Raw genomic sequence first — 19,391 nt, 5'->3', positions numbered from 1 at the left:
TGCCCGTGAGTCGGGTATTGTGCCGGGTAGCCGGTCAGTGGGTCGACCACTGGCCAGCTACTGACCGAGGTCTTCAATACGGCGATGGTTTGTTCGAAACCATGCGCCTCGTTCGTGTTTCCGATGCTTCCAGGAAAGCTGGCCGTTCCGGCGGTGATGTGCCGTTGTGGCAGTTCCACGCTGAACGCTTGCAGCAGGGCCTGAATGCCTTGTTGTTTCCTGCTGATTCCTTCGCTGTGATATGCGACGCCATGGGCGAGCTGGCCGATGAGGTCGATTTGTCGGCCTACAGTGCGGCCAAATTACTGGTGTCTCGCGGCGTTGGCCAGCGCGGTTATGGCTTGCCGGATCATCCGGAAATCAATATCCAGATTCAGCTGATGGACGCCCCGCCATGGTCGTGGTCGCAATTACACCCTGGTGGTGTTTGCATTGGCGTCAGCGCCGTTCGCTTGGGCGCCCAGCCGCGTCTGGCAGGCATCAAACATCTGAACCGGTTGGAACAGGTGTTAGCCCGTGCTGAGTTTGAGCCAGACTGGCAAGAAGCCGTGATGCTGGACACCGCAGGTAACGTCACAGAAGGTTGTTATTCCAATCTGTATATTGCGCACAAGGGTCAATGGCTGACGCCAATTATTGATCAATGTGGCGTTAACGGCGTGATTCGTCGCTGGCTGATCGCCGAAGGGCAGGTGAAAGAAGCGCAGATTTCGCTGGCTCAACTGGAGCAAGCGGACGCCATTGCGCTGTCGAACAGCCTGACGGGCATTGTGCCAGTGAAGCAGCTGCAACAGCGGCTGTTCGATACCAGCCATTCCATGTGGCAGCCCATGAAACGGATGCAGCAAAGACTGGAGAGTCTGTTTTGAAAAAACTGATAGCGGCAGCGGTGGCGCTGCCAGTCGTCGCACTGGCTGTGTTTGCCGCCCTATGGACCATGCCCATGAACAATGAGCAAGCGGTCCGAATTCATATTGAACAGGGTGAAACCCTGGGTCAGAAAGCGCGCCAGTGGGAACAACAAGGCTGGCTGCCATCGGCTTTGCTGCTGCGCGTACAGGCGCGTTTGTTGAAGCAGGAACACTTGAAAGCCGGTGAGTTTGATGTACCCGCAGGTCTGGATGGCACCGCTTTGTTGACGTTTCTGCAAACCGCTCAGCCGATCAGCTACAAGGTATCGCTGATTGAAGGTACAACGCTGGCAGAGGCGCTGAAAAACATCGCCAATGCCGAGCGCCTGAAGCAGGACGTTGATCCACTGACCCCGGAGGGTGTTGCCAGCTTGCTCGGCATTGAGGGCAACCCGGAAGGGTGGCTGTACCCGGACACCTATGTGTATCAGGGCGGTTCCAAAGCCTCGGCGGTACTCAAACAATCGTATCAGCGCATGCAAACCCAATTGCAACAAGCGTGGGATAACCAGGCCGAAGGCCTGCCGTACAAGTCCGCCTACGATGCGTTGATCATGGCATCGATCGTCGAGAAAGAAACCGCGGTGCCTGCCGAGCGCCCGGAAATCGCGGGTGTGTTTGTCCAGCGCTTGAAAAAGAACATGCGGCTGGAAACCGACCCAACCGTCATATACGGCATGGGCGATGCTTACAAGGGCAATATTCGCAAGCGTGACCTGTTGAACCGATCCAACCCTTACAACACCTACCGCATCAAAGGACTGCCGCCGACGCCGATTGCGCTGGCTGGCCGTGAAGCGCTGGATGCGGCGTTGAATCCTGCCGCCACCAAGGCGCTGTTTTTTGTCGCCCGTGGCGATGGCTCGCACGTTTTTTCAGAAACCCTGGAACAACACAACAAAGCGGTGCGTCAGTATCAGATTCGCAACCGTAAATCGGATTACCGCTCAACGCCGCTGAAACCAGCGCCGGAAGCTTCTGCCTCCGAGACGGAATCCACCGCTAACCAGGCTTCGGGAGAAGGTCAATGAGCAGAAAATTCGCTGGCAAGTTCATCACCTTTGAAGGCGGTGAAGGCGTCGGAAAATCCACCAATATCCAGTGGTGCGCCGACCAGTTGAACGAGCAGGGCATCGAAGTGGTGGTAACCCGTGAACCGGGTGGTACGCCCATTGCCGAGCTGATTCGCAACAAACTGCTGAAAGCCCATCACCCGGAACCAATGACACCAATGGCCGAACTGCTGTTGATGTTCGCAGCCCGTAACCAACATCTGGAACAAGTGATTATTCCAGCACTGGAGCGCGGCGCCTGGGTGCTGTGTGACCGCTTTACCGATTCGACCATCGCCTATCAGGGCTTTGGTCGCGGTTTGGACTTGAGCGCCATTGAACAGCTCAAGAGCCTGGCGCAGGGTGATGTCGAACCCGACTGCACCTTCTTGCTGGATGCGCCGGTGGAAGTGGGCATGGCCCGCGCCCGCGGTCGCTCAGAAACCACAGGCGAAGCGACTGACCGCTTTGAAACCGAAGCACTGGCGTTTTTCGAACGGGTGAAAGACGGCTTTCACTCGCTGGCGGCGATGCACTCCCGCTTTGTGATTGTTGATGCAACACAGACGCTGGACGACGTTCAAACCGAACTGTCTGTGCGCCTTAGCATGCTGAAGGGCGACTGACAGCATGAGCGGTTGGAACCACGTTTATCCATGGCAACAGAACGTTTGGTCGGACTTGATCAAGCGCCATCATGTTCATGGTTTGCCCCATGCGCTGATGTTTACCGGCCCCAAAGGGGTGGGCAAACACGCGCTGTCGTTACAGGTGGCCCAGTGGCTGCTGTGCTCTCGTCGGGTTTCCGACAATCTGGAAGTCGCCTGTGGTCAGTGTCATAGCTGCCAGTTGTGGGCAGCGGGTAATCATCCGGATTTTCAGCAATGCAAGCCGGAAGACGGCAGCCGCCAAATCCGCATCGACGGCGTGCGTAAGGTCAATGAATTTCTGGTGCAAACGCCACAAATCAGCCCCTGTCAGGTGGTGATTCTGGCGCCGGTGGAAGTGTTGAACAACAACGCCGCCAACGCCTTGCTGAAAACGCTGGAAGAGCCGCCGGGCGAAAGCTTTATTTTACTGGAAACCGAACGTCTGGGTTCGGTGATGCCTACCATTCGCAGTCGCTGTCAGCGTCTGACGCTGGTTGCGCCGCCGACGGCTGATTCCATTCAGTGGTTGCAGCAGCAGGGATGTGACGAACACAGTGCTGCGCAAGCTCTGCGCATGAACCAGAACGCACCGCTGGCGGCTCTGGAATGGATTCAGAACGATGCCCATGGCCAGCACCGGAAGTGGTTGGCGGCTTTGCAGCAGTGGTCGACCGGTCAGGCGCCGCTGGATAGCACTCTGGCGGTTTGGAAAACCGACGACCTGGGCGACGTGCTCGAGTGGTTGTCACAGCTGTTGTCCGACCTGATGCGCGCCAGCATGGGGGCGACTGTCGAACAGCTGATCGAGCCGGAAGTGCTGGGCTGTTTTGATGTGGCTATTCTGGATAAGGCAAAGCTGTTAGCCTTGCACGAACGCATTACAGTTGCGCTGGGCCAGATTCGCTCGGGAGCGAGCTTTCACAACCGCCAGTTGCTGCTGGAATCTTTGATGATCGAGTGGCAGTCACTCGTCACAATTGCAGGGAGATCTTGATGTCCAATGCCGGACGTAGCGGTATTTTGACCTTGACCATCAAGGACAAGCCGACGCTGTATCACGCTTATATGCCGTTCATTAAAGACGGTGGCCTGTTCATTCCTACCACTCGAAGCTATCAGCTCGGTGACGAAGTGTTCCTGTTGCTGAAGCTGCTCGACGACCCGGAAAAAATCCCGGTGGCAGGCAAGGTTATCTGGATCACACCGGCCGGTGCCCAAAGCAACAAACAGCAGGGCATTGGGGTGCAGTTCAGCAGCGATAACCCGATGGCCCGTGACCGCATTGAAACCCAATTGGCGGGAGCCATTAAATCGGATCGACCAACCCACACCATGTGACCCCGGTTGTCTCTGAAAAAAAGCACGGAAAAAACCACGGAAAGAATCACGGATTGATTGCCTATCAGCGCCATTGACAGCATCCATGGCGCTGTTCCACTGATGCGATATTCTATTCTCAACATTCACACCTGAATTTTCGCATCGGACAGCAATCTCACCGATACTGAATACACAATAGTCACTGCTTCTTGCGATTGAAGTCCCGAAAGGGCTGGCCGACACAAGCATTCGTTTTATCGGTGTTTGCCAGCAACAAGAACAGCGAAAGAACAACACAAGGTTCTGATTATGTCTGCAAACACTTTTCGCCTGATTGGCTCCACGCCGGTCGAATCCCTGAATATCGAAGTACAACATTACGAACACATAGCCACTGGCGCTGTTCACTATCACCTGGTCAGTGAACACGACGAAAAAGCCTTTATGGTGGCGGTTCGCACCATGCCAAAAGACAGCACCGGTGTGGCACATATTCTGGAGCACTCGGTACTGTGTGGTTCTGAAAAGTACCCGGTACGCGACCCCTTCTTCATGATGACGCGTCGCTCGCTGAACACCTTTATGAACGCCATGACCAGCAGTGACTGGACGGCGTACCCGTTCGCCTCGCAGAACGACAAGGACTTCAACAACCTGCTGGACGTCTATCTGGACGCCGTGTTCTTCTCGCGCCTGCACCCGCTGGACTTCGCTCAGGAGGGTCATCGCATTGAGCCAAAAGACCCGAACGACTCGGATTCTCCACTGGAATTCAAAGGCGTGGTGTTCAACGAAATGAAAGGCGCCATGTCATCGCCGGTATCCCAGCTGTGGCAGGGCATCAGCTCTTACCTGTTCCCAACCACCACCTACCACTACAACAGTGGCGGTGAGCCAGCTGAAATTACCTCGCTGACCTACGACCAGCTGATGAGCTTCTACAAGAGCCATTACCACCCAAGCAACGCCATCTTCATGACGTTCGGTAACCTCGACGTCAGCGAACTGCAAGACAAGCTGGAAAGCCAGGTGCTGAGCCGTTTCGAGCGTCAGAACCAAACCTGGAGCGTACCGGCGGAACAACGCTACGCAGCACCGGTGGCGGTACAGGAGCACTACGGCGTCGACAGCGACGACCTGAGCGGCAAAACCCACCACGTACTGGGCTGGCTGCTGGGTTTCAGCACCGATCTGGATGCCCAACTGGAAGGTAACCTGCTGAGCCAGATTCTGCTGGACAACTCCGCCTCGCCACTGCGTCGTGCGCTTGAACAAACCGATCTGGGCAGCTCGCCATCGCCTCTGTGTGGCATGGAAGAATCCAACCGTGAAATGAGCTTTATGTGCGGCCTTGAGGGCAGTGAGCCAGAAAACGCCGAAGCGTTTGAAAAACTGGTGCTGGACACTCTCAACGACGTTGCTGAAAACGGCGTCGACAGCGAACTGGTGGAATCTGCCTTGCACCAGCTGGAACTGCACCAGCGTGAGATCGGTGGCGACCATTACCCATACGGCCTGCAACTGATCTTCAACGCACTGCCAGCGGCAACCCACTACGGTGATCCGGTTGGCATGTTGAACCTCGACCCGGCGTTGCAACGTCTGCGCGAGAAAGTCAGCCAGCCAGGCTGGATTCAGGAAGCCGTGAAACGCCTGCTGCTGAACAACCGCCACCGCGTACGTTACAGCCTGCTGCCGGATGCTGGCCTTAACGCCGAAAGCAAACGTCTGGAACAGCAGCGTCTGGACACCATTGTGGCTAACCTCAGCGACGAACAGCTGGCGGCGATCAAACAACAGGCGCTGGACCTGCAAGAGCGCCAGGCTCAGGAAGACGATCCGGGCATGTTGCCGCAGGTAACGCTGGAAGACGTTAAACCGGACATTAACTACACCGCGCCAACCGGCAAAACCGACACTGGCCTGCCAACCACCGAATACGTGACTGGCACCAACGGCATTTTGTACCAACAACTGGTGGTCGACCTGCCAACATTGGATGCCGAACAACTGAGCTGGCTGCCGCTGTTCACCAACGCCTGGACCGAAGTGGGCGCGGGCGACAACGACTATCTGGCCCAGCAAATCAAACAAACGGCGCTGGTTGGCAGCTTGTCGAGCTACGCCAGTATCCGCAGCCAGGTTACCAGCTGTGACCAGCTGGACGGCTATCTGGTCATGACCGGTAAAGCACTGGGCACCAAAGCCGACGAGTTTTCAGCCCTGATGAAAGAAACCTGGCAGCAAGCCCGTTTCGACGAAAGCGGCCGCTTGCTTGATCTGTTGGCGCAACTGACCGCTCGCAAAGAACACGGCATTACCGGCGGTGGCCACAGCTTTGCGATGGCAGCTGCCGCTGCCAGCCTGAACCCGGCAGCGAACGTATCCAACACCCTCAGTGGTATGCCGCAATTGGCCAAACTGAAAGCCTTCCTGAAACAAGCACAGCAGGACGGTGGCAAGTCGATTTCCGATGCACTGGCCGGACTGGCAACCGCCATTGGCCAAAGCCCGCAGGAATCGGTAGCGGTTCACGACGAGGCGCACCGCGATGCCCACATGGCCTCACTGGCTAACGAGTGGCGGTCTGTCACACCAGCCACTGGCAGCCAGCTGCAATGGGCCATGCAAGACAGCGCCAGCTACTGGATGGTGGATTCTCAGGTGAACTTCTGTGCCTGGGCGCTGCCATCGACCACGTTGGTAGACGAAGACGCCGCTGCTCTGTCCGTACTGGCAGGGGTGCTGCGCAACGGTTATCTGCACACAGCTATTCGTGAGAAGGGCGGTGCGTACGGTGCAGGTGCTACTCAAGACAACGCTAACGGCTGTTTCAAGTTCTACTCCTACCGCGATCCACGGGTAGAAGGCACCTTTGCCGACTTTGAAAAATCCGTCGACTGGGTACTGGAACGCGCCACCGGCGACGACCTGGTAGAACAAGCCGTACTGGGCCTTATTGGCGGTATGGACCGCCCGGGATCACCGGCGGGCGAAGCCAAACAAGCATTCCATATGGACCGTGGCGGCCGCACGCGTGAAATTCGTCAGAACTTCCGCGAGCGTCTGCTATCTACAAGCTGGGCCGATGTTCAGCGCGTTGCCAACCAGTACCTGAAAGGTCAGGCCGGTAGCAAAGCCGTTATTGCACCACGCGGCAGCGCCGACGTGGCAGAAAAACTGGGCCTGAAGGCACAGGACTTCTAAAACCCGGCTCACACCGCGCGAAAACACCACCCGCCACGGCGGGTGGTTTTACATTTGCTGCTCACACATCCCAAAACGAGCGTCTAAACGACACGGACACCAATGACCAAACTGCTGTACATCGCCCGCATCCTCCTACTGATTGTTTTGGTTGTCGTTATCTGGGCATCACTGAAAGCCACCGGCAACACCCTGGCTGGCTCCGACAAAATCGCCCACTTCATGGCCTACGGCGCCCTCGCCGGACTCGGCCTAATCAGCTTCCGCCGCCCCAAAAACAAAGCACTCTTCATGCTCTTCTGCCTGATCCTGGGCGGCACCATGGAAATCCTTCAAGGCCGACTGCCACACCGCGTAATGGGCTGGGACGACATGCTCGCCAACGCCCTTGGCGTGCTCGCCGCCATAGTGGTTTATTGGCCGCTGAGACGCTGGATTGACAAAATCCTCGGCCGAGTGTGAGGCGCAGGTAGCGACTCTGCCCGTTGCGCATGTCACACCGCAAGCCGGCTTTTCTTGTAGCGTGTCGTAGCAAAACCCGTCATGCGTTACTCCGGTGAAAACCTCTGGCATTCGATGTAATACGCCGTTGGCTACTAGCATCCTACGGGTGTGCTGAACACGGCCAGTTCAATGTTTTGAAAGTCGTGCCGTAAGGTGTGCACTGCGCACCACACAACAGTGGCAATCCATGCATATAGATAGTAGAAGCCCAGCGGCCAGAGCATTTCCATGCGGTACTCATGTCTTCAATCCCGATGGGTAATTTTTCTGGAATTCTTTTAGGACGCTTTTGCCAGCCATCCGGTAATGCGAACTGGTTCCTGTGTTAGGCTCTGGATGGAAGTCAAGGAGGATTAGATGGACGGCAGTAATAACCAATCAGGTCAGATGTATTTTCGATACCTTGGGAAGTGTCATTCGGACTCGTCTGGCTTGAAATTCCATCGACTGGTTTATCACTGTCTGGACGTTGCTGCGGTAGGGCGGCAACTGCTTCTCTCTGGTAAGCAGGAACTTCTGTCCGATCTCTCTGAATTGCTGCAAATCCCAAAGCCTCAACTACTAAATCTTTTGACCTTTCTGTTGGCCTTGCATGATCTTGGCAAGTTTTCGGCGGCATTTCAGCATTTGCCTGTTTTTAAGGAGGCGAACGGTGGACTGCTGGAGCCACGGAAATCCTATGACGCACAGAATTTTCGTCACGATTGTTTGGGGTTTTATCTGGTTAAGGCTCTGTTCAAGTCTGACCAGATAGATGAGTTTGGTTGGAATCGTCCCTTTCAATCGGATCGAAAACTATTCGCCAAACTTCAGCAGTTATTTGATGGGGTGCTTGGGCATCATGGGCGGCCCGTCAGCCAAGCCGCTAATTCGATGAAGCACTACTTCAAGCCAGAAAACGCTCATGACGCCGCCGAATTTGCTGGCCAGCTGTATGAGTTGCTTGAAGTTGAATGGCCGATTCAGCAGATGTTAGAGGATGATTGGCAAGATCGTTTTAAGCTGGCCAGTTGGAGTTTGGCAGGCTGGGCGGTGATTTCAGATTGGCTGGGTTCGGATCGTGAGTATTTTACGTACCCTATACCAGAAATGTCCATGCGCGATTACTGGCACCAGCACGCGTTACCCAAGGCGCAACAAGCGCTTGATGCCACTGATTTGCTGGCGGATTTTGAGGCAGCACCGTTTTCTGGCTTCAAAGATGTTTTTAATTTCGAGCCGACGCCTTTGCAGTACTGGGCTGAAACTGTGCCGATTTCGGATTCTCCTCAGCTTTTTATTCTCGAAGACATCACTGGCTCGGGTAAAACCGAAGCTGCTTTAACTCTGGTTCATCGTTTGATGGCGGAGGGGCAAGCCAGAGGTTTTTATTTCGGGCTGCCGACCATGGCGACGTCTAATGCCATGTTTCATCGCTTGGCTGATCATTATCAGAAGATGTTCAAGCCGGGTGAGAAAAAGCCCTCGCTGGTGTTGGCGCATTCCGCGCGTGAAATGGACGAGCGGTTTCGTGAAGCCGTAGGCACCAGCGCTCAGCAGGACAAGCCCTACGCTGCTTCTGATGACACTGCCAGTTTGTACTGCAATGCCTGGCTGGCGGATTCCCGCAAAAAGGCGCTATTGGCTCCGGTTGGTGTCGGTACGGTCGATCAAGTCTTGTTGGGCGTATTGCCGAAAAAGCATCAAAGTCTTCGTGTGTTGGGATTACATCACAAGGTTTTTCTGTTTGATGAAGCGCACTCCGCCGATGAGTATCAGCTCCAGCTGCTCGCTACCTTGTTGAAACTGCATAAGCATCAGGGTGGCCATGCGGTGCTGTTAACCGCGACCTTGAGCTTTGCTGCTCGTGAGCGTTTGTGTCGTGTCTGGGCCGGGCTGGCAGATAAGTGGGAGTCGGCAAATGAACTTCCGCCCAAACAGGATTGGCTCACGCAAAAGCACAGTCAAAAGGATTTTCCATTGGCGACGCGACTGGAGGTGGGAGAATCTATTGTCGAACAGCCGCTAGAAAGCCGGGCTGAGGTTTCTCGCTCGGTAGTCGTGGAATTTGTTCATGATTACCAGAAGATCATTGAGCAGGTGGTTGATGCGGCAGAAGCCGGTGATGCAGTGGCTTGGGTGAGGAATACGGTTGGTGATGCCCAGCAAGCCTATGACGACATTCTGAAAAAACTGGGATCAAGCGCAACTGATTCAGTGCTGCTGTTTCATAGTCGCTTCACCCTTCAGGATCGAAAAGCCATAGAAGGCAAGGTGCTCGACTGGATAGGAAAAGAGAGCACACCAGCCATAAGAGCCGGAAAAATCATTATCTGTACCCAGGTTTTTCAGGAATCTCTCGATGCAGACGCGGACCTGATGGTCTCGGATTTATGCCCAATCGACGACCTGATTCAGCGTGCAGGGCGTTTGCATCGCCACGCTCGTGAGCGCCCGAATACTCAATCGCCCTTGTTGCTGGTTAATGCACCAGAGTGGTCGGAAGCTCCTGCAGTGAACTGGCTGGCTGAAAGTTTTCGTGGCACCGCTGCCGTATACAAAAGTCCGGCGCAATTATGGAAAGCCATGAAAGTTCTGCGTGAAGGCAGCGGCTATAGCATGCCGGGCGATGCCCGCAAATTAATCGAGTCGGTCTACGGTGATCTGGCCCCTGCAACGCCGGAGGCATTCCTGGAGGCAGAGTTTGCCTATAACCAGGCCGTAAGAGAAAAAAGCAGCAGCGGTGAAAGCCGTGTTATCTCGGTCGACAAGGGGTACAGCTTGATGACCGAAGATGGTGATTGGTCAGGCGAAGAATCTGAACTGAGCACCCGCTATCAGGAAATGGAATATTGCAATCTGGTTCTGGTCAGGCGCAAAGCGAGCAGGCTGGAGCCCTGGTGTGATGACCCAAAATTCGCCATCCAGCTCAGCAGCCTCAAAATCGCCAAAAATAAACACGACAAGCTAACCGCTCGGCTGGAAGCATCAGACGGTCAGTCGGGCTCAGCGGAAGTGTTGGATTTTGTTAAACGCTATAGAGGGGCCAAATACCAAACCTTGTGGTTGGCAGAAGAAGAAAGCCGAATGCAATACAGCGAGAAACTCGGTGCTTATGAAGTGACCGATACCGGGTCGGCTGAATAAAACAATAATATGATTGTGGACAAAAGTCCACATCTCGATTAGTTTGGAAAGAGGCAGAAACGGATGTCACCCAAGAAGCACCCCAATAAGGTCATTCGGGAAGCGATCGAACATGCGCTGGCCAACGGTTGGCATATGGTCGAAGCTGGAAGTTCTGCTCATTGCTTTTGCCGATTACGATGCGGTATTCCTGAGCATTCTGGCCACATGATGAGTATCTGGAGTACCCCAAAGAACCCGGAGAATCATGCTCGGCAGATTCTCCGCAAAGTGCGGCAGTGTCGACCGATGGAGTTGCGTCCAAAAGACTCCGAGTAGGGAGAGGAAAATGAATTATCAATTTACCCTGGTGCTCAGCGGCGCATCGCCCGACACGCCGGATTTTGAAGACAAGCTGTGCGAAGCTGGCTGCGACGATGCACTCGTTTGCTTTTGTGGCAATACTCCCTATCTGGAATTTGACCGCGCCGCTGATTCAGCCACAAAGGCCATCAGCTCTGCCATCGAAGCGGTGCAGTCTGCTGGTTATCGAGTGGTTTCCATCGAGCAAGCCGGGTTCGTTACTCTGACAGCTGCCGCCAAACTGGCAGACATTAACAAGCAGACTCTTAACAACTACACCAAAGGCATTCGCGGGCCGGGGGATTTCCCATCGCCGCGCTACGGCCTGCAAAGTGGCACGCCTCTGTATTATTGGCCGGAAGTCGCCTGTTGGCTGGTGGAGCAAGGCAAGGTTGAAGCTGTAATGGGGGAAATTGCAGAAGCGGCAGTCGCATCGAGCAGTAAGCTGGAGCAGGATGCGCAGGCGGTTACTTTGTGAGGGGGCTGAATTGGAGGTAGAGACGAGCTACTTCCATGTAGCAAAATCCCCGAGGGTGCGGGGAACATTTTTCAACCGAGTGCGTTTGTCGGTTTATCTCCAGCAGGCTGGAGGAGCCGCTAAGACTAATGTTTTTCTGGTGTTAGAGAAAGTGCTAGTTAGCAAGATAAATGTACTCTTTTAAATTTTAATAAGACAAAAGCATCTGGTTATAAAACATTGATTGGTGTGGTGTTCTGTGTTTTGATGTTGCTCGTACCAGCTATTGGGGCATTTTGAGCTGTAGTGTCGGCGGCTGGGCATTTCTATTGGCAACCTTCGGAGATTTAATGCCATTGCTTAGCATCACTATTGAGATACACCAACATCCCAAGTGTCCACTCAAAAGAGTGGACGAAACCGTTAGTAAAAAGAAACCCTTGCTTCCTCGAGCAGTGATGGTTTCAGTGATCAGTTTTTTGTTGGCCAAACTGGCTGAGTGGCTCTCGTAGGAATTGCACCAAGGCAAGGATGCCTTTCCTTTCTTGTTGGCAATGGATGTAATCAAAGGATGGAATTCTATGAATATTCTTGCAACGACTTGGCTCCCCGTTATCTGTTCAAACGGTGAAGCCAAAACCATTTCACTCGCTGATATCGGCGACCCCAAAATTACCAATCTGAATCTACCTCGCGCTGATTTTCAGGGCGCTGCCTATCAGCTCATTGTCGGTGTGCTGCAAACTGTATTGGCTCCAGAAGACTCGGACGATTGGCTCGACAAATTCGAAGAACCGCCTTCTCCCGAAGAATTTTCAAAAGCCTTCAGCCAGATTGAGCATGCTTTTAATTTGATCGGTGAAAAGCCGGAAAGCCCACTGTTTATGCAGGATTTTGATCCTCTGGAGTCTGCTAAGCCCAGTGCGGCGACTTCGTTGTTGATCGAAGCGCCGGGTGATAACGGCATCAAGTTGAATACCGATTTCTTCATCAAGCGCGGCTTTGTGGAACAAATGTCGTTGCCGATGGCGGCACTGGCGCTGTTTACCTTGCAGATCAACGCGCCATCTGGCGGGCAGGGCCACCGAACTGGCTTGAGAGGCGGTGGCCCCTTATCGACCCTGGTGCTATCCAACCAGCCGGATGCCTGTTTATGGCAAAAGCTTTGGCTGAACGTGATGAGCAAGGAATGGCTGGCTGACAACAGCAAGGCGGATTGGACAAATCCGGATTTTAGCGATGGCTCGGTTTTCCCCTGGTTGGCCCCGACTGTTACCAGCGAAAAGAAGGCGGTGATTCTGCCCACAGATGTCCATCCATTACATCGCTATTGGGCTATGCCACGACGTATTCGTTTGAATATCGAAGACCGCTCAGGCAGTTGTGATATTTCCGGCGAAGCAGCCGCACAGCTGGTCAGTAGCTATCGCACGCAGAATTACGGCAATAACTACAGCGGCGACTGGCGGACACATCCTTTTACGCCCTATCGAGGCGACCCGAAAAAGCCGGACGATGAATACCTCTCTATCAAGGGCCAGCCAGGCGGTATTACCTACAAGCAGTGGGAAATCCTGCGTTTTGCTCGACCAGACAGTCAGGCGCATAACTCGGCGCTGGTGGTGAGCCATATGCATCAGCTCTCAGAGTATCTGGACGATGACCTGAAAGCCCAGCTGCGGCTTTGGTCGTTTGCCTACGATATGGACAACATGAAACCGCGTGGTTTTTACAGCACCGAAATGCCCTTTGCGGCTATGCCAGCTGGACTGGAAGAGGACTTCTTTAGTGAGGTGTCTGCGCTGCAAACACTGGCGCACGACATGGGCAAGCAGGTGCGAACGCAAGTGAAAAGAGCCTGGTTCAAACGCTCTGACGATGCGAAAGGGGACTTCAGTTTTATCGATTTGATGTTCTGGCAGCGTACCGAGCCGGTGTTTTTTCAGGCTGTAAGTTCTCTGGCGGATCAAGCCAGCGCCAAACCGGATGAATTGATTTTGACGCCCGAGATGGCCAAGCGCTGGTTGTTGGCCATGCAGGCCATTTCGCTGGAAATCTTCGATGAACTGGTGCTTTCCAGTGAACCCGAACCCAGAGAAATGAGCGAAAAAATAGAGGCCCGCAATATCCTGCGGGGCTGGTTATATCGTAGTAAAAAACCCATTCAACAATTCAAAACCGACTACAAAATTGTATCCGAGCAAACACAGGGGGTGTCTGCATGACGCAAGATACAGAGGTGAAAACCAATCAGAAGGTAAATAAAAAGCCAAACCCCAATGACAGGGTTCCGTACTGCCAACACCTCACCAAACATGAGTCTGACCAGCTCAGAAAGTGGCATTTCGCTATGAACGCCAGTATCACTGAGCTACGCGATAAGAACATGGCTCCGGCACCTTCAGGTCAACGAGCACGCCTGTGTCGGGCCGACACCTTGCCAACCTTGATGATGACCGATGGCTATCGTGCGCTTTGGTTCGCCATCAATCCGGAAGTAGATGAGAATGCGCCGGAAGCGGACCAGGAGACAGATAAGACGAAGCCAGAGTCGTCGGCCTACGTGAAAAAACACTTTGCGCCGTTGGCCTGGGCCTGTATCGCCGGGGTGATTGCCGATGTTCGCAACGACATTACGCCGCCTTTCGGCAGTGACAAAAAAGAAGATAAAGCCATGCGCTCGATTGCCAGCATGGCGGGTACGCCGGTTGAGAACAGCAGCCGATCTCATCTCAGTGAGTTGAGGTTCCAGCAGCTGCAAACCGCAGACACGGACGAAGAATTTCTGATGCTGATGCGCCGACTGGTGAAACGTCTGAAGCGTAATGCGCCCATTGCCCGTCTTGCCGACGATATTCTCTGCTGGTTTGCCGAATACCATGACCGCATTCCACGCGAAGTTGAAAAACGCATTGCCCTGAAATGGGCTTCCGAATACTACGCCGCTGCCAGTGCCAAACCATCCAAATAAATGTAAAAGGAATTCATCATGAGCCAATTTATCCAACTGCATATCCTGACTTCATACCCGCCAAGCAACCTGAACCGTGACGACATGGGTCGCCCAAAAACGGCTCGCATGGGGGGTTTTGAGCGCCTGCGCGTTAGCTCCCAAAGCCTGAAGCGCCATTGGCGTACTTCCGATCTGTTTGAAGAAGCCTTGGGGGCAAACAAGGGTATTCGTACCAAGCAAATCGGCCCGATCGTCTTCGATATTCTATCCAAGGGCGGTGTTGCAGAGAAAAAGGCTGTTGAGTGGTCGTTAGCCATTGCCAATGTGTTTGGTAAAGCCAAGGGTAAAAAGAAAGAAGAGCTGGAAATCGAACAGCTGGTTCACGTTAGTCAGGCCGAGTTGGATGCTGTTAAGGCATTGGCTGCGAAGCTGGCGGAAGAACAACGGGAGCCGGAAAAAGAAGAGCTGGAGCTGCTGCGCAAAGACCGTATGGATGTCGATATCGCGCTGTTTGGTCGGATGCTGGCGTCCCGCCCGGATCAAAATGTCGACGCCGCCTGTCAGGTAGCTCACGCCATCAGCGTGCATTCGGTTGCTATCGAAGACGATTACTTCACCGCTGTGGATGACCTGAACGACGGCAAAGACGACCTGGGTGCCTCTCATATTGGCGAACGCGGTTTTGCGGCGGCGCTGTTCTACAACTACCTCTGCATCAATACCGATCAGTTGCTGGACAACCTGAATGGTAATGTTGAGTTGGCCAATCAGGCGATTCAATCTCTTACCGAAGCGGCGGTAAAAGTCTCTCCGACCGGTTATCAAAACAGCTTCGCCAGCCGGGCTTACGCCAGTTATGTGCTGGCGGAAAAAGGCGCGCAGCAACCGCGTTCCTTGTCGGTCTCGTTCCTGAAACCAACCGAAGGCCGTGGCGACGGTATGGCCGTCAATGCCGTTGAGGCGCTGAACAATCAGGCCGGGATTTTTGATCGCGTTTACGGCGACTGTGCCGATGATCGTTACCAGCTGAACGCAGTAACTGGCTCCGGTTCGCTTAAAGAACTGCTGGAATTTGTCGGTGCCTGTCGCGCGGAGAACTGATATGGACTATCTGGTTTTCCGGCTCTATGGGCCGATGGCCAGTTGGGGGCAAGCTGCTGTAGGCGGTGAGCGCCCCACCGGCATGGCTCCGGGGCGAGCGGCTATTTTAGGATTAATTGGCGCGGCGATGGGTATCGAACGCGAAGATGATGCAGGTCAGCAGCAGTTGTTTGACGAGCTTCAAATCGCCGTAAAGCAGCTCAGCGCGGGCACCCTGATGCGAGATTACCAAACGGTTCAGGCTCCCTCGACGGATAAAAAGCACCGTCACTTCACCCGCAAAAGTGAACTGTCGGTCGATAAGCTGAACACCGTGTTATCCAGTCGTCACTACCGTCAGGATGGTATCTGGATCGTGGCGGTGTATTTAAAAGACGGTGCTCAGAATCTGACCCTGAAGCAAATACAGGAATACTTCAAGCGCCCGGTGTTCCCTCTGTATCTGGGGCGTAAATCCTGTCCGCCTGCCTTGCCGCTGATGCCGACATTGGTAACAACCGACTCGCTGAAGCAGGCGTTGGACACTAAATTCCCGGATGTCACCGCAACCACTTTGGAGGTGGAAGAGGAGAGAAGCGGGAAGGGGAAATCAACCTGGTCAGCTGACAAGTATTGCCTCGCCCTGAAAGGCCAAAGTACCTATTACTGGCAGGGTGAACTGAATGGACTGGACGGCACCGAGCATGACGCCACCCTGACTTATCACCCCTGGGATGACCCGATCAGCCGCACCCGTTGGCAGTTTGGCCAACGCCAGCAGCATCAGCTCACGCTTATGGAGGAGCGCTAATGTATTTTTCCAAAGTGACCGTGGCCAATGCGCTGGAGTTGTCGACGCTGTTGGCAGATTTCAAAAATCGGGACTCCTACATTATCCACCAGCTGCTGTGGCAATTGTTTCCGGGTTATACCAAGAGCTGGACCCAACAACCGTCGAAAGCAAAAGAACAGCTTCAACGCCCGTTTCTGTACCGGGAAGAAACTAATTCTCAGGGCTTCCCTGAATTTTATGTGCTGTCTGAACACCCGCCGGAAGCAAAGGGCACGCCCTTCAACTGCCAGACCAAACACTATGAACCCAGACTCTCGGCTGGCGATCGGTTGGCGTTCAAACTCCGGGTTAATCCGGTCACCAGTAGCCGGGATGAGCAGGGCATTCGCAAGCGGCATGACGTACTTATGGATGCCAAGCGCAAGGTCGATCCTGAAGGGCTTTCACCAGAGCGCCTCAAGGAAGCCAAAAAACTGGCCGCTGAGCACGCTGCTCAGGCCTGGATTTCCAGCCCTGAGAGATTGGCTGATTGGGGAGTTCAACTGGATAGTCAACCGGAGATTGAAAGTTATACCCAGCATCGATTAGCCCGCAAAAAGGCTCTGGAAGGTGAGCGTAAAAACGAACAAGGGCGGCCCATTCGTTATTCCTCGGTCGATTATCAGGGCTTGTTGACTGTGACTGATCCAGAGCGATTTTTACAGGCACTGTACAAAGGTGTCGGAAAATCCAAAGGTTTTGGCTGCGGGATGTGGTTGGTGAGGCGGGTTTGATATCCAGGTAGGATGTAGTTTTAAAACTACAATCAGGACGCATTCAAGGATAGAATTATGGCCATACGAGTTGTTCAGTCTGATCTGTTCAAACGCTGGTTGAAAAAGCTCAAGGATGAGCGCGGCAAGGCAAAGATTATCTCGCGGGTTCATCAGTTCGCGTGTGGTTGGCCGGGTGATGTGAAGTATCTTGGTAAAGGGGTGTCCGAACTGCGGATTCACTTTGGGCCTGGTTACCGAGTGTATTTTCACCAAAGCGGCGATGAGTTGGTGTTGCTACTAATCGCAGGCAGCAAGTCCACCCAGTCGAGAGACATAACCAAGGCTCAGTCTTTATTGATGGACTGGCAAGCTGATGGAGACAATTCCCATGACCCAAACATTCACTGAATTTGATCCAGCAGAGTTTCTGGAAACTCCGGAATCCATTGCCGAGTTTTTGAACGAAGCCCTGGCTGTTGCGGATGCGGCCTATATTGCCAAAGCCCTGGGCGTGGTGGCCCGCGCTAAAGGCATGAGCAGTGTAGCCGATCAAACTGGCTTATCGCGGGAGCAACTGTATAAAACATTCAGTGAACAGGGTAATCCGACGCTGAAAACCCTGCTGGCACTTACTCAAGTGCTCAATCTGAATCTGAGTGTTACACCGCGCTAGACGCAATCACTGTTCATTCTCGCAAGGACGCGATCATGAGTTTTATTCCTCTCAAACCCATCCCCATAAAAGACCGTAATTCCATGATCTTTGTTGGTATGGGCCGTATTGACGTGCGTGACGGTGCCTTCGTTGTTATCGACGAGGTGCACGGCGAGCGTATGCACATTCCTGTGGGTTCTATCGCCTGTTTGATGTTGGAGCCGGGTACGCGGATCAGTCATGCCGCCGTTAAACTCGCAGCGACAACAGGCACTTTGCTTATCTGGGTGGGAGAGGCGGGAGTCAGGTTGTATTCCGTCGGTCAGCCCGGTGGCGCACGCTCCGACAAGTTGCTCTATCAGGCAAAGCTTGCACTGGATGAAGAATTGCGTCTGAAAGTCGTACGCAAAATGTTCGAAATTCGCTTTGGTGAACCAGCTCCGCAACGCCGCAGTGTCGATCAGCTACGTGGGATCGAAGGCGCTCGTGTCCGCAAAATCTATCAGCAACTGGCCAAGCAGTATGGTGTTGATTGGCGAGGGCGAGACTACGACGTTAGAGATTGGGACAAGGGAGATACCATTAACCAATGCCTGAGTGCTGCGACCTCTTGTCTGTATGGTGTGACCGAGGCCGCGGTACTGGCTGCGGGGTACGCACCCGCGATTGGGTTCGTACACTCCGGTAAGCCGCTGTCGTTCGTCTATGACATTGCCGACCTGGTGAAATTCGACGGAGTGGTGCCCATTGCCTTCCGGATTGCGGCCAAAAATCCGCCTAGGCCCGACCGTGAAATTCGGGTCGCCTGTCGCGAACATTTCCGCTCCAGCAAATTGCTAAAACAGCTGATTCCGTTGATTGAAGAAGTGTTGTCTGCTGGTGAGATTGAACCGCCCAAGCCTCCCGAAGATGCCCAGCCACCGGCGATACCTGAACCGCCATCTGTTGGTGATGAAGGTCACAGGAGTAAATAACCATGAGCATGATAGTGGTGGTGACGGAAGCCGTACCCGACCGACTGCGCGGGCGACTGGCAGTTTGGTTATTGGAAATCCGTGCTGGTGTGTATGTGGGAGATGTATCGCGACGGATACGAGAAATGATCTGGCAGCAGGTCGACGCTCTGGCAGAAGACGGAAATGTGGTGATGGCTTGGGCCACTAATACGGAGTCTGGATTTGACTTCGTGACCTACGGAAAAAATCGCCGTATGCCAGTGGATTTGGACGGATTAAGACTGGTGAAATTCACTCCCGATCAGGCTGATTGACTCACGTCGAACGCCTGTCCAAAAGCTCCTTAATAATGCGGAAATTGTTGGTAGATTTTCGGAGAAGATATTTTCTTTTGAAAATCAACCATATACATTTAGAGCGTTCCCCGTACCCACGGGGATAAACCGCGATACGTCTGCAAATGCCATGGAGCTGGTAGGCGTTCCCCGTACCCACGGGGATAAACCGCGATTCCCGCTGAGGCGCGGGAACCAGATCGAGCGTTCCCCGTACCCACGGGGATAAACCGGGCTACATGAATTCCGATGCGCTGATCACTGTGCGTTCCCCGTACCCACGGGGATAAACCGG

Annotated in this window: 18 protein-coding genes; all 18 read left to right on the top strand. The window is 53.9% G+C overall.

Annotation, left to right across the window (positions count from 1 at the left end):
- Positions 1–5 precede the first annotated feature (5 nt).
- Entirely contained in the window at positions 6–869 is an 864-nt protein-coding gene (gene pabC, locus G516_RS20805) for an aminodeoxychorismate lyase (protein ID WP_169449488.1), read from the top strand.
- Positions 866–1,942 (top strand): endolytic transglycosylase MltG, encoded by a 1,077-nt coding sequence (gene mltG, locus G516_RS0103060; RefSeq protein ID WP_028292415.1) that lies wholly within the window; start codon positions 866–868, stop codon positions 1,940–1,942. The genes pabC and mltG overlap by 4 nt, the downstream gene beginning before the upstream one ends.
- Positions 1,939–2,589: a dTMP kinase gene (gene tmk, locus G516_RS0103055; RefSeq protein ID WP_028292414.1), complete on the top strand. Its 651-nt coding sequence runs from the start codon at positions 1,939–1,941 to the stop codon at positions 2,587–2,589. Before mltG ends, tmk begins: the two co-directional genes overlap by 4 nt.
- Before the next feature lie 4 nt (positions 2,590–2,593).
- Entirely contained in the window at positions 2,594–3,607 is a 1,014-nt protein-coding gene (holB, locus tag G516_RS23675; RefSeq protein WP_051218887.1) for a DNA polymerase III subunit delta', read from the top strand.
- Entirely contained in the window at positions 3,607–3,951 is a 345-nt protein-coding gene (locus G516_RS0103045; RefSeq protein ID WP_028292413.1) for a PilZ domain-containing protein, read from the top strand. The genes holB and G516_RS0103045 overlap by 1 nt, the downstream gene beginning before the upstream one ends.
- 291 nt (positions 3,952–4,242) lie before the next feature.
- Positions 4,243–7,140, top strand: a complete 2,898-nt coding sequence (locus tag G516_RS0103040) for an insulinase family protein (RefSeq protein ID WP_036534245.1) — start codon at positions 4,243–4,245, stop codon at positions 7,138–7,140.
- Positions 7,141–7,242: 102 nt separating this feature from the next.
- The gene (locus G516_RS23670) at positions 7,243–7,602 is read left to right on the top strand and encodes a VanZ family protein (protein WP_051218886.1); all 360 of its coding nucleotides are present in this window, start codon (positions 7,243–7,245) and stop codon (positions 7,600–7,602) included.
- A 399-nt stretch (positions 7,603–8,001) separates the two neighbouring features.
- A complete protein-coding gene (locus G516_RS0103030; protein ID WP_084644830.1) occupies positions 8,002–10,770 on the top strand; it encodes a CRISPR-associated helicase/endonuclease Cas3 in 2,769 nt (922 codons plus the stop codon).
- 328 nt (positions 10,771–11,098) lie between these two features.
- Positions 11,099–11,590 (top strand): hypothetical protein, encoded by a 492-nt coding sequence (locus G516_RS20790; protein ID WP_051218883.1) that lies wholly within the window; start codon positions 11,099–11,101, stop codon positions 11,588–11,590.
- A gap of 494 nt (positions 11,591–12,084) precedes the next feature.
- The gene (casA, locus tag G516_RS0103015; RefSeq protein ID WP_245582596.1) at positions 12,085–13,794 is read left to right on the top strand and encodes a type I-E CRISPR-associated protein Cse1/CasA; all 1,710 of its coding nucleotides are present in this window, start codon (positions 12,085–12,087) and stop codon (positions 13,792–13,794) included.
- Between the two features lie 125 nt (positions 13,795–13,919).
- Entirely contained in the window at positions 13,920–14,540 is a 621-nt protein-coding gene (gene casB / locus G516_RS0103010; protein ID WP_028292409.1) for a type I-E CRISPR-associated protein Cse2/CasB, read from the top strand.
- Positions 14,541–14,558: 18 nt separating this feature from the next.
- The gene (gene cas7e, locus G516_RS0103005; RefSeq protein WP_028292408.1) at positions 14,559–15,623 is read left to right on the top strand and encodes a type I-E CRISPR-associated protein Cas7/Cse4/CasC; all 1,065 of its coding nucleotides are present in this window, start codon (positions 14,559–14,561) and stop codon (positions 15,621–15,623) included.
- A 1-nt stretch (position 15,624) separates the two neighbouring features.
- Positions 15,625–16,413, top strand: a complete 789-nt coding sequence (gene cas5e, locus G516_RS0103000) for a type I-E CRISPR-associated protein Cas5/CasD (RefSeq protein WP_036534240.1) — start codon at positions 15,625–15,627, stop codon at positions 16,411–16,413.
- A complete protein-coding gene (gene cas6e / locus G516_RS0102995) occupies positions 16,413–17,168 on the top strand; it encodes a type I-E CRISPR-associated protein Cas6/Cse3/CasE (RefSeq protein ID WP_028292406.1) in 756 nt (251 codons plus the stop codon). The genes cas5e and cas6e overlap by 1 nt, the downstream gene beginning before the upstream one ends.
- A gap of 57 nt (positions 17,169–17,225) precedes the next feature.
- Entirely contained in the window at positions 17,226–17,558 is a 333-nt protein-coding gene (locus G516_RS0102990; protein WP_036534235.1) for a type II toxin-antitoxin system RelE/ParE family toxin, read from the top strand.
- Positions 17,539–17,823, top strand: coding sequence for an addiction module antidote protein (locus G516_RS0102985; protein WP_028292404.1), 285 nt, complete (start codon positions 17,539–17,541; stop codon positions 17,821–17,823). Before G516_RS0102990 ends, G516_RS0102985 begins: the two co-directional genes overlap by 20 nt.
- A gap of 35 nt (positions 17,824–17,858) precedes the next feature.
- Complete coding sequence (gene cas1e / locus G516_RS0102980; protein WP_028292403.1) at positions 17,859–18,779, top strand: type I-E CRISPR-associated endonuclease Cas1e; 921 nt, start codon at positions 17,859–17,861, stop codon at positions 18,777–18,779.
- A 2-nt stretch (positions 18,780–18,781) separates the two neighbouring features.
- Complete coding sequence (gene cas2e, locus G516_RS0102975; protein ID WP_028292402.1) at positions 18,782–19,075, top strand: type I-E CRISPR-associated endoribonuclease Cas2e; 294 nt, start codon at positions 18,782–18,784, stop codon at positions 19,073–19,075.
- Positions 19,076–19,391: the final 316 nt, after the last annotated feature.

Origin of the sequence: Oceanobacter kriegii DSM 6294, assembly GCF_000422845.1 — a bacterium.
Classification (GTDB): Bacteria; Pseudomonadota; Gammaproteobacteria; order Pseudomonadales; family Oceanobacteraceae; genus Oceanobacter; species Oceanobacter kriegii.
Note: the sequence above shows the minus strand (reverse complement) of the source record. Positions and strands in the feature narration are given on the sequence as shown.

Bases quoted from the DNA above. Each gene is read 5' to 3' on its own strand.
- holB (WP_051218887.1), top strand. From the start codon at position 2,594: ATGAGCGGTTGGAACCACGTTTATCCATGGCAACAGAACGTTTGGTCG.
- G516_RS0103030 (WP_084644830.1), top strand. From the start codon at position 8,002: ATGGACGGCAGTAATAACCAATCAGGTCAGATGTATTTTCGATACCTT.
- G516_RS23670 (WP_051218886.1), top strand. From the start codon at position 7,243: ATGACCAAACTGCTGTACATCGCCCGCATCCTCCTACTGATTGTTTTG.
- G516_RS0102990 (WP_036534235.1), top strand. From the start codon at position 17,226: ATGGCCATACGAGTTGTTCAGTCTGATCTGTTCAAACGCTGGTTGAAA.
- cas6e (WP_028292406.1), top strand. From the start codon at position 16,413: ATGTATTTTTCCAAAGTGACCGTGGCCAATGCGCTGGAGTTGTCGACG.
- tmk (WP_028292414.1), top strand. From the start codon at position 1,939: ATGAGCAGAAAATTCGCTGGCAAGTTCATCACCTTTGAAGGCGGTGAA.
- G516_RS0103045 (WP_028292413.1), top strand. From the start codon at position 3,607: ATGTCCAATGCCGGACGTAGCGGTATTTTGACCTTGACCATCAAGGAC.
- G516_RS0102985 (WP_028292404.1), top strand. From the start codon at position 17,539: ATGACCCAAACATTCACTGAATTTGATCCAGCAGAGTTTCTGGAAACT.
- G516_RS0103040 (WP_036534245.1), top strand. From the start codon at position 4,243: ATGTCTGCAAACACTTTTCGCCTGATTGGCTCCACGCCGGTCGAATCC.
- cas1e (WP_028292403.1), top strand. From the start codon at position 17,859: ATGAGTTTTATTCCTCTCAAACCCATCCCCATAAAAGACCGTAATTCC.
- cas7e (WP_028292408.1), top strand. From the start codon at position 14,559: ATGAGCCAATTTATCCAACTGCATATCCTGACTTCATACCCGCCAAGC.
- casB (WP_028292409.1), top strand. From the start codon at position 13,920: ATGAACGCCAGTATCACTGAGCTACGCGATAAGAACATGGCTCCGGCA.
- G516_RS20790 (WP_051218883.1), top strand. From the start codon at position 11,099: ATGAATTATCAATTTACCCTGGTGCTCAGCGGCGCATCGCCCGACACG.
- cas5e (WP_036534240.1), top strand. From the start codon at position 15,625: ATGGACTATCTGGTTTTCCGGCTCTATGGGCCGATGGCCAGTTGGGGG.
- cas2e (WP_028292402.1), top strand. From the start codon at position 18,782: ATGAGCATGATAGTGGTGGTGACGGAAGCCGTACCCGACCGACTGCGC.